At 42.7% G+C, this 16,546-nt stretch carries 7 protein-coding genes; 5 read left to right on the top strand and 2 right to left on the bottom strand.

Annotated elements, in window-relative coordinates:
• Positions 1-4,041 carry a glycoside hydrolase family 2 TIM barrel-domain containing protein gene (locus tag CZ225_RS02040; protein WP_077152800.1) on the bottom strand — a complete coding sequence of 1,347 codons (4,041 nt, stop codon included), beginning with the start codon at positions 4,039-4,041 and terminating at the stop codon, positions 1-3.
• A 502-nt stretch (positions 4,042-4,543) separates the two neighbouring features.
• Here CZ225_RS02040 and CZ225_RS02035 point away from each other — a divergent pair.
• Both CZ225_RS02035 and CZ225_RS02030 read left to right on the top strand, forming a co-directional pair.
• Positions 4,544-7,660: a glycosyl hydrolase gene (locus tag CZ225_RS02035; RefSeq protein ID WP_077152799.1), complete on the top strand. Its 3,117-nt coding sequence runs from the start codon at positions 4,544-4,546 to the stop codon at positions 7,658-7,660.
• 34 nt (positions 7,661-7,694) lie between these two features.
• Positions 7,695-9,116, top strand: coding sequence for an L-fucose/L-arabinose isomerase family protein (locus CZ225_RS02030; protein WP_077152798.1), 1,422 nt, complete (start codon positions 7,695-7,697; stop codon positions 9,114-9,116).
• On the opposite strand, the gene CZ225_RS02025 is transcribed toward CZ225_RS02030, so the two are convergent.
• Complete coding sequence (locus CZ225_RS02025; RefSeq protein WP_077152797.1) at positions 9,106-10,005, bottom strand: AraC family transcriptional regulator; 900 nt, start codon at positions 10,003-10,005, stop codon at positions 9,106-9,108. The two genes, CZ225_RS02030 and CZ225_RS02025, sit on opposite strands and share 11 nt — an antisense overlap.
• Before the next feature lie 236 nt (positions 10,006-10,241).
• Between CZ225_RS02025 and CZ225_RS02020 the strand changes: the two genes are divergently transcribed.
• From CZ225_RS02020 to CZ225_RS02010, 3 genes are read left to right on the top strand one after another with little or no spacing between them, the layout of a single operon-like run.
• Positions 10,242-13,385, top strand: coding sequence for a SusC/RagA family TonB-linked outer membrane protein (locus CZ225_RS02020; RefSeq protein WP_077152796.1), 3,144 nt, complete (start codon positions 10,242-10,244; stop codon positions 13,383-13,385).
• 16 nt (positions 13,386-13,401) lie between these two features.
• A complete protein-coding gene (locus CZ225_RS02015; protein WP_077152795.1) occupies positions 13,402-15,312 on the top strand; it encodes a RagB/SusD family nutrient uptake outer membrane protein in 1,911 nt (636 codons plus the stop codon).
• Between the two features lie 19 nt (positions 15,313-15,331).
• Positions 15,332-16,537 (top strand): DUF4959 domain-containing protein, encoded by a 1,206-nt coding sequence (locus CZ225_RS02010; RefSeq protein WP_077152794.1) that lies wholly within the window; start codon positions 15,332-15,334, stop codon positions 16,535-16,537.
• The last annotated feature ends 9 nt before the right edge of the window (positions 16,538-16,546 follow it).

The raw sequence follows: 16,546 nt of genomic DNA, 5'->3' as shown, positions 1-16,546 counted from the left end.
TTAATCTGCTATAATTGAGAACTCGGCACCACCGGCGAAATCAGCTCCATTTTGGGAACTCAAGCAAGTAAAACGGATATAGCGTGCCTGTACAGGAGTTTTCAGCTCTACCCTTTTGGCTTTCTTGTTACTGTCAAAAGTACCAGTGGCTACCGCATCGCTCCATGTCTTTCCATCCATACTTACTTCCAAAGAGTACTCTTTCACAAAACCATTCATCGAACCATCCTGACGGGGCAAATAGATAAATCCTTTAACAGTCCTCACTTCTCCTGCGTCAAAATCCACCCAATGCGGATATTTTGCTACGGTAACCGAATACATGGTATGCCAGGTTGTATTAGGATCTTCATCAACAAGATTTGCCGCATCTTCACCGCCTGTTTCTTGACTGGAAGCATAAACGACTGTCAATGGGACCTTCTCAATCTTTGCAAATGTCATACGGGTAGATACGGCTTTATTGCTTCTATAAAAAGCGGTAACTGTACCGCCTTCGCGTAAGTTGAAAGGTCCGGTATAACTTATTTCCTTTTTACCGCCATTCAACGTATAGGCAATATCAGCATCCGTTTTCTGTGAATGGATCGTTACCAAACCATTACGGGCACGAGAAATGGCCAAAGGAACTTCTCCCGCAGGAACAACATTTGCCGTTTCCGTATAGGTTGCCCCACGTACCGGACGAATGATAAAACTCATCGAATGATTTTCCGCCTTGATACGGTCCTGCTCCAACGGTCCGCCTTGTCCACAGCTATTTCCACCCAGCCCTGTCACTCCTAAGTCTAGATGAAGGTGTGTAGCCTTGGATTCCGGCAATTGGTAAGGATGAGGTGCAAGTGTCATCTCCATATCCGACCATGGCAATGCGGAAGCCGACATTTGCCCGTCTGCCACAAACTCTATACCATCACCGGAATTATCTGTCAGTGCACACCAACGCACTTCTTCCCGGTTACCCATACTTTGTGGTTTGGGGAAATCTACATACTGGTCTTTGACCGTACTTTGGAACATCTCTATAAACGAGCCAGTCCGACGGTCATTAAAATTATTCCATGGACCACGACCATAATAACTGTATTGTTGCAATCTTGTAGGAACCTGCATCGCATATCCTAAACGAGCCAACACCAAAGAAGGATCATTCGAAGTTATTTCTGTACGCAGTTCTATAGAACCATCCGGATAAATGGTCCATATCTGACTGGTGACAAACTTGAAATCATCCGGACCAAACGGACGTTCGGTAAGTTCTTTCACGCTATATCTTCCTGAAGTACCTCCCTCTAATACGGCAGCATTCGGAGCTTGCGACTCTACAGTATACATCAATTGTACTACTTGATCCGTTTTATTTTTGGCATTGATCCATTGATAACTTGTTGCTTTATGTTTCAAGTTGTGCAACCCTTTTTCAAACCATTGACGATATGCCCAATTGTCGTTATCAACCGGAGCACGCAACGCATTAATCTTAGGTCCTTCGCCCTCACACAATACGTTGCGGCCATCGTACTCGAGACTAAAGATAGTTCCTTGCTCATTATCGAATTTCACTAGGAAATTCTTTCCTGTAACTGTCGTAAAGGTTCCATCCTCTACCACCGTCGGTTTGTCAAGTACAGCAGTCACCGAAGACAAAGAAGGCTTGCTTTCAGCAGCTTTTACCGCCAGTTGTTCTTCCATTTGCACGAAACCGGTTTTCGCCCACGGCATATCCTTTGCCAATCTGAACTGCACTTTAACGAAATATTCACTTCCTTTTGCCAACTCATTATAGTTATAAGGTATAGTAAATAAAGTTTTCGAACGGGCCTCGATAGCAGAAAGGGAGTTTTTAGGAGCCGTACCCTCTTTGATTGGTTTCCCATCCTTATAAAGTATCCATAGCATTTCATAGTCTTTCAAGGAAGTGAAATAATTCTTATTGAATATCTCAACTTGTCCTTTCTTCATATCTACCGCCCGTACCCCTACATTCTGATATACTTTTTTTACTTCGTAGAAAGCAGGTTTGGGTAAATGTCCGGGAAACAGAATGCCATTCATACAGAACATGCCACTATTAGGTTTATCCCCAAAATCACCGCCGTAAGCCCAATATCGGTCGCCCGTTTGAGGATCATAATTATACAAAGCCTGGTCCACCCAATCCCATATAGCTGCTCCACAGAAAAAGTTCGTTGATTCTATCGCTTCCCAGTAATCAATCAGATTGCCTACAGCATTACCCATCGAATGAGCATATTCGGATACATGGAAAGGATATTTGATATTATATTTACCAGTCACTGCACCCCGCATCCATCCGATAGACGGATACTGGTTGGAACCCATATCGACAATGGAATTATTGCGTTCATATTGTACAGGACGTGAAGGATCGAAAGCATGCAACCTCTCATAAGCTGTCACAAAGTTCTTTCCCGGTCCCGCTTCATTGCCTAATGACCAGATTACGACAGACGGGTGATTGACGTGAGAGTGTGCCAGTTCCATCACGCGTGCCACATGAGCAGCTTCAAACTCCGGAACATGTGATAAAGACGCATCACCATAGTAATATTCGTGACTTTCAATATTAGCCTCATCTTCCAGATAAATACCATATTTATCACAATAATAATACCAATAAGGATCACAGGAATAATGTGAATTGCGCACATGATTAATATTACCGCGCTTCATCAACATGATTTCTTCTTTCATTTGTTGATGGGTAATGGCATTACCCGTAGCCGGATTAATTTCCTGACGGTTCACCCCTTTCAGTTTGACTGTTTTACCATTTACATAATAGTATCGTCCCGCCAATCCGAATTCATCCTTATCGGCCGGTGTATCCTTAATCTCTACTTTACAAAAGCCAAAAGCCGTAGAGAAGGTTTCAACAACTCTTCCTTTTTTGTCTTTCAGTTGCCCTACTAATACATAGCGATAAGGTGCTTCAGCCGACCACTTCTGCGGATTATCTACTTGTATGGTAGCGACAGCAGATGTCATTTCACCTTTACCCAGTTCTTCTACATCCGCTATACCACTCACCCCATTCACTACTATATTCTCATCCGAATAAAGTTTGTTAGCATAGAGTGAATAAGAAATTGTATATCCTTTCACCGGCTTTTTGCCAAGATTACGGATATCCGCTTCTATACGTACATTTCCATTCTTATAGTCAGCATCCTGATCCGGAAACACACGGAGGTCACGCACTTGCACTTTAGCAGTAGAAGTTAATGAAACAGAACGGAAAATTCCCGGCAAACGGAACATATCCTGTGCTTCGAGGAAAGAGCCGTCCGAATTACGGTATACTTCAACTGCCACCACGTTCTCCTCATTCTTATTTAAATAAGGAGTAATATTGAATGAAGCTGTATTACGTGAGTTCTTAGAGAATCCAATATAATGTCCATTAATCCATAAATAGAAGAAAGAAGAAACGCCGTCAAAGTTGATATATACTTCCCGTTCTTTCCAATCTTCGGGAATAGCAAAAGTCCGACGATAGGAACCTACCTCATTGCGATGTTTATAAGTCACCCAATCCTGAGGCGGAGTACGCATCACTCCCCCTTTCCAGTCACCCACTTCCACCTTATGTTGGAAAATTACCGGTTGATTAGCATAAATAGGTGTTCCATACTTCAGACTTCCGTCTTTTTGAATACCTGCTACATTCCATTGCATAGGTACACTTACCGTATCCCAGTTTGAGACATCAAATGACGGTTGATAAAAGTCGACCGGGCGTTCATCGGGATTACCAGCCCAATTAAAATTCCAGGTACCGTTCAGAGATTTATAATAACTACTGTATTCTGGCAATACACGACGTGCGTTTTCACTATCGGAAAAAGTAAAGAACCAAGCATGAGGCTGTTCTTTATTCAACGCCACCTGTCCGGGCGACTCCCACTCTTTCCCTGTTGGGGCGGCTGTTTCTGCGTAAGTAAATCCTTCCAATGTCTTCTCTTGAGCATTGGAAGTCAAGGTCATAAGAAGGAAACCAATTAAATGAATGTTCTTCATAATATATTCAGGTGTTAAAATTTAGAGACTATTTTGAGTTATCTAAAAGTCCATCAGATGATAATTTTTTCTCAATTTTGTATCTTCAAATATAACAACCAAATCATATTCAAAGAATAATAAAATGGAATACGGTACCGGTCTGATTGATAAACAGTGGCAAGTTATAGAAAATCTTTCAGATGACAAAGAGCGCAAGCGTAAACATTCTCTTCGCTCTATCTTTAATGATATATTATATTGGTGAAAGACCGGTTATACTTCCTTTTGCTTTCGTTCCTTAGGATGCGTTTACTACTATATTAATATTTAACACATTCCACATTAATACTTGAGAGACGCAGGATTAACAAGAATATGCCAATACGAATATCATTTTTGATAAGAAATATATCATTATTAGCAATAATTATTTTTTGTAACCTGTTACTTTTGTCCTTGTAAATTTACCCTATTAACTCCGGTTTCAGAATACGTTACCATAAAATATATTGCAAAAGATATGAAAACGAATCTACAATCTTTCCGTACAGTACTTGTTTTCGCTATTGCGACATTGTGCTGTTGTGTAGGAAAGGCTTCCTCTGAACAACCCAGAGAGAGACAATTCGAAAAGCTGAAAGCAGCTTTTAAAAATCCATCAAAAGAATTCCGTTCCGCTCCGCTATGGGTGTGGAACACGAAAGTAACCAATGCGGATATCGACCGCATGCTGGGGGAACTTAAATCACAGGGATTTGGCGGAGCTTTTGTACATCCGCGTCCGGGACTGATCACCGAATACCTCTCTGATGACTGGTTCAAATTGTATAAATACAGCGTAGAAGCCGGGAAAAAACTGGGAATGGATATCTGGATCTACGATGAGAACTCATATCCTAGCGGATTTGCCGGAGGGCATGTGAACGAACAAATGCCCGAATCGTATAACCAGGGACAAGGACTGGACTACACAAAGGTCGAGACTCTGCCTGATAATGCGAAAGATTACTTCTTATGTCTGAAAAAAGAAGGAAGTACTTTTAAAGACATCACAGCTTCCCTGGACGGTTATAAGAACACCAAAGGGGAATACTATTTGTATAAGAAGACCTACTATGGCCGTTCCGACTGGCATGGCGGTTATTCATACGTCGATTTATTACATCCCGGTGTAACAGAGAAATTCTTAGACATCACAATGACAGGATATGAAAAGACATTTGGAAAAGAGCTCGGTACGGTTATTAAAGGTGTTTTCACCGACGAGCCTAACATTTCAAGTCCGGGTGGCATACGCTGGACTCCCGACTTATTCGACGTATTCCAAAAGCGTTGGGGATATGATTTAAAATCAGTACTTCCCTTATTAGTAGAAACAACAGACAACTGGCAGCAAGTCCGTCACAACTACACAGAAACACTGACTCAACTTTTTATTGACCGATGGTCGAAACCTTATCACGCCTATTGCGAGAAGAAAAACATGAAATGGACAGGTCATTACTGGGAACACGGATGGCCGGACATGTCTCATGGCGGAGACAATATGGCTATGTATGCTTGGCATCAGATGCCTGCAATCGACATGTTGTTCAACCAATATAACGAAGGGCATCCGATGGCCCAGTTCGGAAATATAAGATCAGTCAAAGAATTGAGTAGTGTTGCCAACCAGATGGGATATACCCGAACGCTCAGCGAAACGTATGGCGGTGGCGGATGGAATGAAACTTTTGAAGATTTCAAAAGACTGGGTGACTGGGAATATGTGCTGGGAGTGAACTTCATGAACCAGCATCTGTCACACATGACGATCGTAGGAGCACGTAAATACGATTACCCACCTGTCTTTACTTCTATCTCGCCCTGGTGGTCGAGTTATAAAACCCAAAATGATTATTTCGCACGTCTGTCTCTGATCCTGAGCCAAGGCGATCAACTCAACGACATATTGATTATAGAACCGACTACCACTGCGTGGCTGACTTATTCGTATGTAAAAGGACAAGTCAGAACAATGGATATCGGTATCGCATTCCAGAACTTTATCACCAAACTGGAAAAAAGCCAGGTAGAATACGATTTAGGTTCTGAGAATATCATCAAAGACCAAGGAAGTGTAAAGAAAGGTCGATTCATTGTAGGCAAGAGAGGATACAAGAAAGTCGTTCTTCCTCCCATTACCGAGAACTTGAACTCAAAGACATTCCAGTTGTTGAAGAAATTTGTAAAATCCGGTGGCGAATTGATCCTTTTCTCAACACCTACCTTTATTGATGGTAAAGAAAGTGCTGAATTGGCTCAATTCATGAAAGACAATGCGGGGCAGATCAAAACGTACAGCGAACTATCCGAACCACTGATTCAGACGGTATTCGCAAGTCCCGAAATCAGTTTTAAGCAAGTGACGGGCAATCATCTCTATCATCACAGAAGAACTTACAAAGATGGCGAATTGGTATTCCTGGTCAACTCTTCATTAACTGAATCCGCTACAGGACGTATTTCCATCAAAGGAAAAACATTGATGGAACTTGATGCCATGTCCGGTACAATCTACGCATACCCATGCAAAACGGACGGTAATCATGTAGAAACAGAGTTCAATCTTCCACCTGCCGGTAGTTTGATCTTATTCAGTTCCCCATCCAGTACTAATACATATAAGGTGAAACCGGAGATTGCCAACGGGCAAATAATAAAATCCGTCACGCCGTTGGAAGTGAAAAGGCTGAAGGATAACGCACTGAGTATTGACTTCTGTGATTTGATTATAGATGGAAAAGCAGAAAAACAACTCTATACGGTCGAAGCTTGTAACAAGTTGTATCAACATTATGGCATGAATGATCCGTGGAACTCCGCCGTTCAGTTTAAACAACAGATTGTTGAGAAGGATACTTTCCGCACAGGTGATATCAAAGTACTCTATAATTTCACTGTTGCAGGCAATATGGATAAGAGCAAAATGAGACTTGTTGCCGAACAACCGGACATATGGAAAGTAAAAGTGAATGGAAAGGCACTATCAACGCTTAAGGGAGAGTATTGGCTGGACAGCCGTTTCGGAGTCTACAGTATCGGAGATGTAACCAAAAACGGAGTAAACACCATCGAGTTGAGTGTGAGACCGATGAGTATCTACGCTGAGATTGCTCCGGTTTACATTCTGGGAGATTTCTCATTGGAACCTGCACCGATGGGGTGGATAATCAAAGAACCTGTCAAGACCTTTAAGACAGGAAGCTGGAAAGAACAGGGACAACCTTATTATTCATGGGATATGGGCTATAGTAAAACATATCATATCGACGACCTTTCGGACCGTTACGCCATCCAACTGAACAAGTGGAACGGAACACTTGCCGAAGTCTACGTAAATGACCAGAAAGCAGGTATCATCGCTTATAAACCTTACAATTTTGACCTTACACCGTATATAAAGAAAGGAGATAATAAGATTGAAGTCAGAGTAATAGGTAGTCTGAGAAACCTGATGGGACCTCACTATACAACTGAAGTCGGCATTACCGGTCCCTGGCATTGGAACGGAGTACAGAAGCAAGCACCGGGAAATGAATATTACTTCATGGATTACGGATTAATGGAAGATTTCGATGTTATCACCTCAAAATAAAGATAGATTATTCAAATATAGAAAAAACAATATCATGGAAAATGTAAAAATCGGCTTGATGGGAGTCGGACTAAATACGTACTGGGAGCAATTCGAAGGACTATTGGATCGTCTGATAGGTTATCAGAACAAAATAAAGAATAAAATGCAGTCGCTCGGCAATGTGACAGTCATCGATGCAGGAATGGTCGATGACTCCGAAAAGGCAGATCGGGTAACCTCCCTAATGAAGAGCGAAGATGTCGAAATTCTATTCATTTACATTTCAACCTATGCCCTTTCATCTACCATTATTCCGATAGCCAACCGGCTGAATATACCGGTTATCCTGTTGAACATACAACCTCTGCCTGCCATCGAATACGACAAACTGAACAGCATGGGCGACAGAGGCAGTATGACCGGAGAATGGCTGGCAAACTGTCAGGCTTGTTCCATTCCCGAATTTTGCTCAGTATTCAATCGTACCTCAATCCGATATGAGATCGTATCCGGATATCTGGACGACCGGGAAGCTTGGGCAGAAATCTCCCAATGGATCAAAGCAGCGGAAGTTTCACAAGGGATGCGAAAGAACCGTATGGGGATACTCGGTAATTATTACGGAGGAATGGTCGATGTATATTCCGATCTGGCATTACAAAGTACTGTATTCGGCACGCATATCGAAGTGTTGGAAATGTGTGAATTGGCAGCACTAAGACAGAGTGCGACTCAGGCAGAAATCGAATCGAAGAAAGAAGAGTTTAGCCGGATATTCGTGATCGACGAAACCTGCACAGCAGATGAGATTGAAAGAGCAGCACACACATCCGTAGCCCTTGACAAGCTGGTTGCTAATCATAAGCTAGGTTCAATGGCCTATTACTATTCGGGCATGAATGGGAATGAATATGAGGATATCATTACCTCTATTATTGCCGGAAACACCCTTCTCACCGGAAAGAATATTCCCATAGCAGGCGAGTATGAGGTGAAGAATGCACAAGCCATGAAAATCATGTCGCTTCTCGGTATCGGCGGATGTTTCTCCGAGTTCTACGCCTTAGACTACAATGATGATATCGTTATGCTGGGTCACGACGGACCGGCACACTTTATTATTTCAGAAGATCGGGTGAAACTCGTTCCATTGCCCGTATATCATGGAAAACCGGGCAAAGGATTATCTATTCAAATGTCCGTCAAACAAGGTCCGGTAACTTTATTATCCGTTGTCGAAGGAAAAGATGGGTTATCTTTCCTGATTGCTGAAGGAGAATCCGTTCCAGGTCCTATACTGAATATCGGCAATCTCAACAGCAGGTACAAGTTCCCGATATCCGCCAAAGAGTTTATCGAAAGGTGGAGCAAGGCAGGACCATCGCACCATTGTTCCATCGGCGTAGGTCATGTTGCCGATATTCTCAAGAAATATGCATTTATGCTGAATATTCCCGTCACTGTTATTTCTTGATATGGCGTCCCTCCTTACGGTACTGGTAAGGGGGGATTCCTTCTTTCTTGCGGAAGAAAGTAGAAAACTGTCCCACATTTTCGAAGTTAAGTTTAAAAGCAATATCCATGATACTCATATCTGTCGTATCCAATAACTCCTTCGATCTTAAATATCTCAAATTAGCCTGATATTGTGCAGGCGATACATCTACATATTGCTTGAACATTTTCCGGAACCAGGAATAACTCACTCCAAGCCTTTCCGCAATACCTTCAGGAGAAATATTATTCTCAATTTCCTGTTTCATAATCGTACGGGCTTCATTGATTTTATTAACGGCAAAGGAATCGTTGAAAGTTTCATTCCTTTTTTTATAATAGACAGAACCTAAAATATAGAGTACAATACTTGAAATAATCTGCTGATATCCCGCTTTCTCTTCCAAAGTATAATTCACAATGTCCTCATACAGCCCGATGATGGATGAACTAAAGCCTATATGATAGAGAGGACACTTCGGTGAGAAGAATCCATTCGCCACACGGTTGTCGATATGCACTCCCTTAAATCCTACCCAATACTCATACCATCCTGTAGCAGTATCCGGTTCATAAGTATGCCATTCGTTCGGAAACAATAGAATCATAGTTCCCGCTTCAATACGTTGCCTCTTGCAGGATTGCGATTCAAAATATCCTCCACCGTTGGAAATATAAATAAGCTGATATTCTTTCAATACCCTACCACTCTTCGGATCAAAGATATGGGACTTCGGATGCTGGGAACGAGGATAAGAACTATGTTTCGGTATTAATTGAGACCCCACAGTAGTCACTACAATCCCCCATGCTTCATCATTATTACTTATGCTAAAGTACTTAATATTACGGTTTTCAATTGTGTTCATGCTAGTTTCGATAAATACTAAGATAACTCGTTAACTGATTAATGCGAAGGCAAATTAAAGCATTTTTTCGATATACGAGAACAAATGGAAGACAATTAACAAAGTAAATCCGGATACAACCATTCTAATTTATCAAAAATGAAAAATTATATATCAATATCGAAAAATTTCCAAAACAGTTTCCACCTACTTTTGCATTATATAATCATTCTTTCATTTATCTAACTTGGAAACACATGAAAAAGCAAATCATTAATTATTTGTTAAAGGTATGGTTAGCACTCATCGTCCTTTTTTTTCAGATGACAGCTATCACAGCACAAACGACAAGGGAAATCACAGGCATCGTCTATGACGAACAAGGAGCAGGACTTCCCGGAGTTACGATCCTGGTGGACAAATCGTCCAGAGGTGTCGTTACGGACATTGACGGTTCGTTCTCTATTAAAGTAGGAAATGCCGATGTACTCATTTTCTCCTACCTCGGTTACCAGACACAAAGAGTCACAGTCGGAGCACAAAAGAAAATTACTGTAAACCTACAGCCGAAGGCAGACGAATTGGACGAAGTGACAGTCGTTGGATTTGCGAAACAGAAGAAGGAGAGCGTTATTGCTTCGGTGACAACCATCAAGCCTTCGGAGCTGAAAGTCCCTTCCAGCAACCTGACTCAGGGTCTTTCGGGCCGTCTGGCCGGAGTCATAGCCTACCAATCCTCGGGTGAACCGGGAAAGGACAACGTGAATTTCTTTATTCGCGGTGTAACCACTTTCGGATATTCTTCTTCTCCTTTAATATTAATAGACGGCATCGAAGCGTCAAATGATGAATTAGCGCGTTTGCCTGTAGATGATGTGGCCTCTTTCTCTATTATGAAAGATGCCACGGCAACCGCCATTTATGGTGCCCGCGGTGCTAACGGTGTGGTTTTGGTCACCACCAAGGAGGGCAAAGAAGGACCTGCTGAAATAAATATCCGATTAGAAAACTCTATTTCCGTTGCTTCAAGGAATATTGAAATGGCCGACCCTGTTACATACATGAAGATGTATAACGAGGCGATAGTGACCCGTAATCCGCTGGCACCCCGTATTTTCAGCGACGAGAAGATCGCCAATACCGGAAAGGGATTGAACCCTTACGTTTATCCGGAAATAGACTGGTATGACGAGCTGTTCAAGAAAACGGTCATGAACCAGCGGGTCAATGTGAGCCTTAAGGGTGGAGGTAAGACAGCGCGCTATTATGTGTCGGCCACTATCAGTCAGGATAACGGTGCACTGAAGGTAGACCAAAAAAATAACTACAACACTAATATCGATATTAAAAACATCCAGTTGAGAACGAACGTGAATCTGGACCTGACCAAGACAACCCGATTCGATATTCGCGTCAATACAAATTTCAGAGATTACAACGGCCCGATCGATGGTGGAGATGCGATGTACCGCAAGGTGCGTGTTGCTTCGCCGGTGATGTTCCCAAAATCCTTTGCTCCCGACGACTCTAATGTACTGACGCAACATGTCCTTTTCGGAAATGCCGACCAGGGAAACTACCTGAACCCTTATGCGGACATGATCAGGGGGTATAGGGACTCGCACGAGACGACACTGACAGCCCAACTGGAGTTGTCGCAGAAACTGGACTTCATTACCAAAGGACTGAGTTTGCGCATTTTGGCGAATGCCACCCGCTATTCCGGTTTCTCCCTGACGCGCGAGATCACTCCTTTCTATTACAGCATAGGCTATTACGACAGGGAAACCGACCGGTATACATTGAACCAGTTGAACCCAGAGACGGGAAGGGAGGACTTAAACTTTGTAGGTGGTGTTCCGTCTGTAAACTCCACCTACTACTTTGAGGGTGCCATTAATTATGCCCGGCAGTTCGACAAGCACAGCGTGGGAGGATTGCTGGTCGGCACCATGCGCGAGTATCTCTCCGGTAACGCTCCCAATATCCAGGAGTCTCTTCCGGCTCGTAATATCGGATTATCCGGACGCGCGACTTACGCATACGACTCCCGCTACCTGTTCGAGTTTAACTTTGGGTACAACGGTTCCGAGCGTTTCGCAAAAAAGGAGCGGTTCGGTTTCTTTCCCTCTTTCGGTATCGGATATCTGATCAGCAACGAGCCGTTCTGGCGTGAGAACAAGTATGTGAACAAGCTGAAGCTGAAAGGTACTTACGGGTTAGTAGGTAACGACAGGATAGGTAGCCCGCGAGACCGCTTCTTTTATATCTCAGAGGTCAATTTGAATGCGGGAGAGTCTGGCATCCGGTTTGGAGACAACTGGCAGCAGGGCATACAAACGGTTGCTATTACCCGCTATGCAAATCCAAACATTACTTGGGAGGTCGCCAAGAAGCTAGATATCGGTTTAGAGACGACTCTATTTAATTTCTTGGAAGTGCAAGCTGATTACTTCCAGGAAAAGCGCGAGAAGATTTTCCAAGCACGCCCTACTATTCCTGCCGAACTTGGCTACGCCGCCGGACTGGCCGCCAATGTAGGACGTGCCTCCTCACGGGGATTTGAGGTGCAGATGGACGCTAATCGCTGGTTCACTAAGGATCTTTTATTGCAACTCCGTGGTAACTTTACTTTCGCGCGCAGCAATTACGAATATGCGGAAGAGGCACGGCTGAACTACTGGTGGCAGACCGTCACGGGTTATCCTATCGGGCAGCAAAGAGGTTTGATAGCCGACCGCCTATTTATCGATGAGGCGGATATCGCCAACTCTCCGCGGCAGATGTTTGGAGACTACATGCCTGGTGACATTAAGTATCGGGACATTAACGGAGACGACATTATCGACGACAATGACGTGGTGCCGATCGGTTATCCGACCGTTCCGGAGATAAACTATGGATTCGGAGCTTCAGTGAAATATAAGAATTTTGACGCTTCGATCTTCTTCCAGGGTTCCGGGCGCAGCTCATTTTGGGTAGATGCAAGGGCTAATACTCCATTTGTAAATGCTGCATCTTTTGATGGTGCATTTAGTAATAGAATAGCTCCTAATGCTTTGATGCAATGTTGGGTAAATAGTCATTGGTCAGAATCGAATAGGAACAGCTACGCCGCAATGCCGCGATTGACGACGGAAACTGTAGAAAACAATATTCGGGCAAGTACCTGGTGGATTAGAGACGGTTCCTATCTTCGTTTGAAATCCGTGGAGATGGGATATACGTTTCCGAGAAAGATCATCGATAAGTTGCGCATGAGCAACTTACGCATCTACGCGAGCGGCCTGAACTTGGCGACGTTCAGCAAGTTCAAAGAATGGGACATCGAAATGGGAGGAAACGGGTTTAACTATCCCATTCAGGCAGTGTATAATATAGGTTTGAATATAGGTTTTTAAAAAATAGAGAAAGAGTATGAAAAAAATAGTATATATCGCTCTACTTGCAGCGGGACTTTCTTTGGGATCTTGCAATTATCTGGATGTCATTCCGGATAATATCACAACAATAGATATGGCGTTTAACAACAGGACAAACGCGAGAAAATACCTGGCTACGTGCTATAATTTTCTACCGCGCACTTATGATATGGGAAATAATGCTTCCATTTCATGCGCTGACGATTATTGTCCTTACTTGATGAAATACGACCGTTGGGACTTTACGAATTCTTGGAGTTGGGCGAGAGGATTGCAAAATTCCAGTAATCCACTCTTTAATTATTGGAGTGGCGCAAATTATTTCAGAGGCGTGCATGAATGTAATGTGTTCTTGGCCAATGTGGATAAGGTTCCGGATTTATCCTATTCGGAAAGAAATAGGTGGAAAGCGGAGGTCTATACGTTAAAAGCTTTCTATTTGTATTGGCTCTTCCTACATTACGGTCCTATTCCTCTATTAGACGAGAATATCGATATCAATTCTGATTTGGAGTCAATGATTCAATATCGTGAGAAGGTAGATGATGTAGTCAATTATATGGTAGAGTTATTGGATAAGGCGATCGATATGGATCAAGGACTTCCCATGTACATATCATCTGTAACTACCGAAATGGGGCGTATCACTCTTCCGGCCGCTCATTGTATCAAAGCTAAGGTGCTGGTTACTGCTGCAAGTCCTTTGTTTAATGGTAATACGGATTATGCGGACTTTCTCGATCCGAGAGACCGCCAGCCTTTCTTTAATCAAACATATAGCCAGGAAAAGTGGAGTATTGCCGCAGAAGCATGTAAGAAGGCAATCGACATATCGTTGGAAGGTAATCACGATTTATTCGAATTTAATGACCGTGTGGCATTTCAATTGACTCCTGAAACGAAATTGGAAATGACTTTGCGTGAGATTGTCACTTCCCGATATAACTGTGAGCAAGTATTTGCTCCGGGGTCGACAGATACATGGATACAAGGAGCAGCACAACCGCGTTTGACTACTTATGATATGGGAAATCGGGAATGGCATCATTTGTGTCAATATAGCCCTACGTTGAATATCATAGAAGAGTATTATACGGAAAATGGAGTACCCATAGAGGAAGACAAGTCTTTGGTCGGAACCGATTTGTATGAATTGGCAACGACTCCCTCTGATCGTCCCGCTTTCTTTGTTCCCAATTACACTACGGCTAAACTACATTTGAATCGTGAGCCTCGTTTTTATGCCAATATTGGTTTTGATGGCGGTAAGTGGTTTAATAGTGAGGTCCTTAGTCCGGAAGAGGCGTATGGAGTGAATTCAAAAAAAGGAGGTATTGCTGGGGATGAGACGTACAGGACATCTGCTACGGGATATTTTATAAAGAAAGTATGTAGTTATAAAAATATGAATACGGCAGAAGTTGAAGTGCTTTATGCCTTTCCGAATACAATTATTCGTTTGGCGGATATTTATTTGTTGTACAGCGAAGCATTGAATGAGAGCCTGGATAAACCGAATGATGAGGTTTATAAATATATTCAATTAGTGCGTCATCGTGCCGGATTGGATAAGGGTACTACTTTACAGGATACATGGTCCAAATATTCAGTCAATCCTAATAAACCTCTCACGAAAGAGGGAATGCGCGAGATCATTCATCGTGAACGGTTGATTGAAATGCAGTTTGAAGGAAAGCGTTTGAATGACCTGCGCCGTTGGAAGAAATGTGGACAATATTTTAATGCTCAAATGAGAGGATTAAATATCATGGAAGAGACTCCGGAGTTATTCTATGTGCCGCGTGTAATTTATACTCGTAGTTTTTCTGTGCGTGACTATCTATGGCCTTTGGCGCAAGGAGACTTAAACAAGAATACGCGATTAGTTCAGAATCCATTATGGTAATATTAAATAGTGAAAGGATATGAAAACAAAACTAATATGGTTGAATGTCATTATATGTACATTATTGTTGTCTTGCAAAGAAGATGAAGTACGGGCTCCTTATGGATATGATGATCAGACCCCGCCGCAAGACATATCGGGAGTTGTGATAAAAAGTATTTCGGGTGGAGCTGTGATAAAATATCAGGTTCCGGACGACTCGGACTTGTCCTATGTAAAAGCCTTATTCCAGACTAAGAAAGGAGAGACACGTGAAGTCCGCTCCTCTAAATATGTGGATTCGTTAAAGATTGAGGGCATAGGAGATACGGATGAGCATGAAGTGACGGTTTATGCTGTAGACCGTTCGGAGAATGTATCCAAAGGAATAAAAATAGCTTTTGTTCCAAATACGCCTCCTGTGGTAAATATACGGGAATCATTGAGGGCGATAGTAGATTGGGGCGGTTTCAGTCTGGATTTTAAGAATGAGGGTAAAGACGCCATTTCTGTCATGGTTTATTATGAGAATACCGAAACGGAAGGACAGAGCTTGTACGACGTCTATTATACGGAGCAGAAAGAGGGTCCTCTTGCTGTCAGAGGGTTGTCACCTTTACCCTCCAAATTTGTAGTTAAGGTGAAAGACCGTTGGGAAAATGAATCGGAACCTTATGAATTTGAACTGACGCCATTAGAAGAAGAATTGCTTGACGCCACCAGATTTAAAGAAATGTTTATTCCCGGTGATGTCCGTTGGACCTTCTTCGGCGGCAACTGGAGTTGCTTCTTTAATGATAATTACGGCTCTATGGATTTTGCTCATACGGATTACCCTCAAGCATTTCCGCACCCTACTACTATTGATATGGGTGCTACCGTGATGTTAAGTCGTATGAAAATATGGCAACGTCTGGTTCAGGATGACTTCTATAAACATGGTTGCCCCCGTCATTTTGCAGTATATGGTTGTCCTGAGGGATTGGATCCTTTTAAAGAAGAAAACTATGAATTATTGATGGATGGTCATCTGGAAAAGCCGTCGGGAGGAGAGTTTACCGATCCTAATACGGCAGAGGATATTCTAGTGGCTCAGCAGGGGCATGAGTTCTTGTTTGATAACGAATTGATGAAGCCAGTGCGTTATGTACGTTTTATTTCCTTATCCTCGTGGTCGGGAATGGAATGTTCGCGTATTACTGAGATGAAATTCTGGGGACAATATGCAGATAAAGATATAAAGTAATTTTAAAAT

It is taken from the genome of Bacteroides bouchesdurhonensis (genome assembly GCF_900155865.1).
In the GTDB taxonomy this organism is placed as follows: Bacteria; Bacteroidota; Bacteroidia; order Bacteroidales; family Bacteroidaceae; genus Bacteroides; species Bacteroides bouchesdurhonensis.
The sequence above is the reverse complement of the archived record's forward strand: the minus strand, read 5'-3'. Positions and strand labels throughout refer to the sequence as shown.

Bases quoted from the DNA above. Each gene is read 5' to 3' on its own strand.
- CZ225_RS02015 (WP_077152795.1), top strand. From the start codon at position 13,402: ATGAAAAAAATAGTATATATCGCTCTACTTGCAGCGGGACTTTCTTTG.
- CZ225_RS02020 (WP_077152796.1), top strand. From the start codon at position 10,242: ATGAAAAAGCAAATCATTAATTATTTGTTAAAGGTATGGTTAGCACTC.
- CZ225_RS02030 (WP_077152798.1), top strand. From the start codon at position 7,695: ATGGAAAATGTAAAAATCGGCTTGATGGGAGTCGGACTAAATACGTAC.
- CZ225_RS02025 (WP_077152797.1), bottom strand. From the start codon at position 10,005: ATGAACACAATTGAAAACCGTAATATTAAGTACTTTAGCATAAGTAAT.
- CZ225_RS02040 (WP_077152800.1), bottom strand. From the start codon at position 4,041: ATGAAGAACATTCATTTAATTGGTTTCCTTCTTATGACCTTGACTTCC.
- CZ225_RS02010 (WP_077152794.1), top strand. From the start codon at position 15,332: ATGAAAACAAAACTAATATGGTTGAATGTCATTATATGTACATTATTG.
- CZ225_RS02035 (WP_077152799.1), top strand. From the start codon at position 4,544: ATGAAAACGAATCTACAATCTTTCCGTACAGTACTTGTTTTCGCTATT.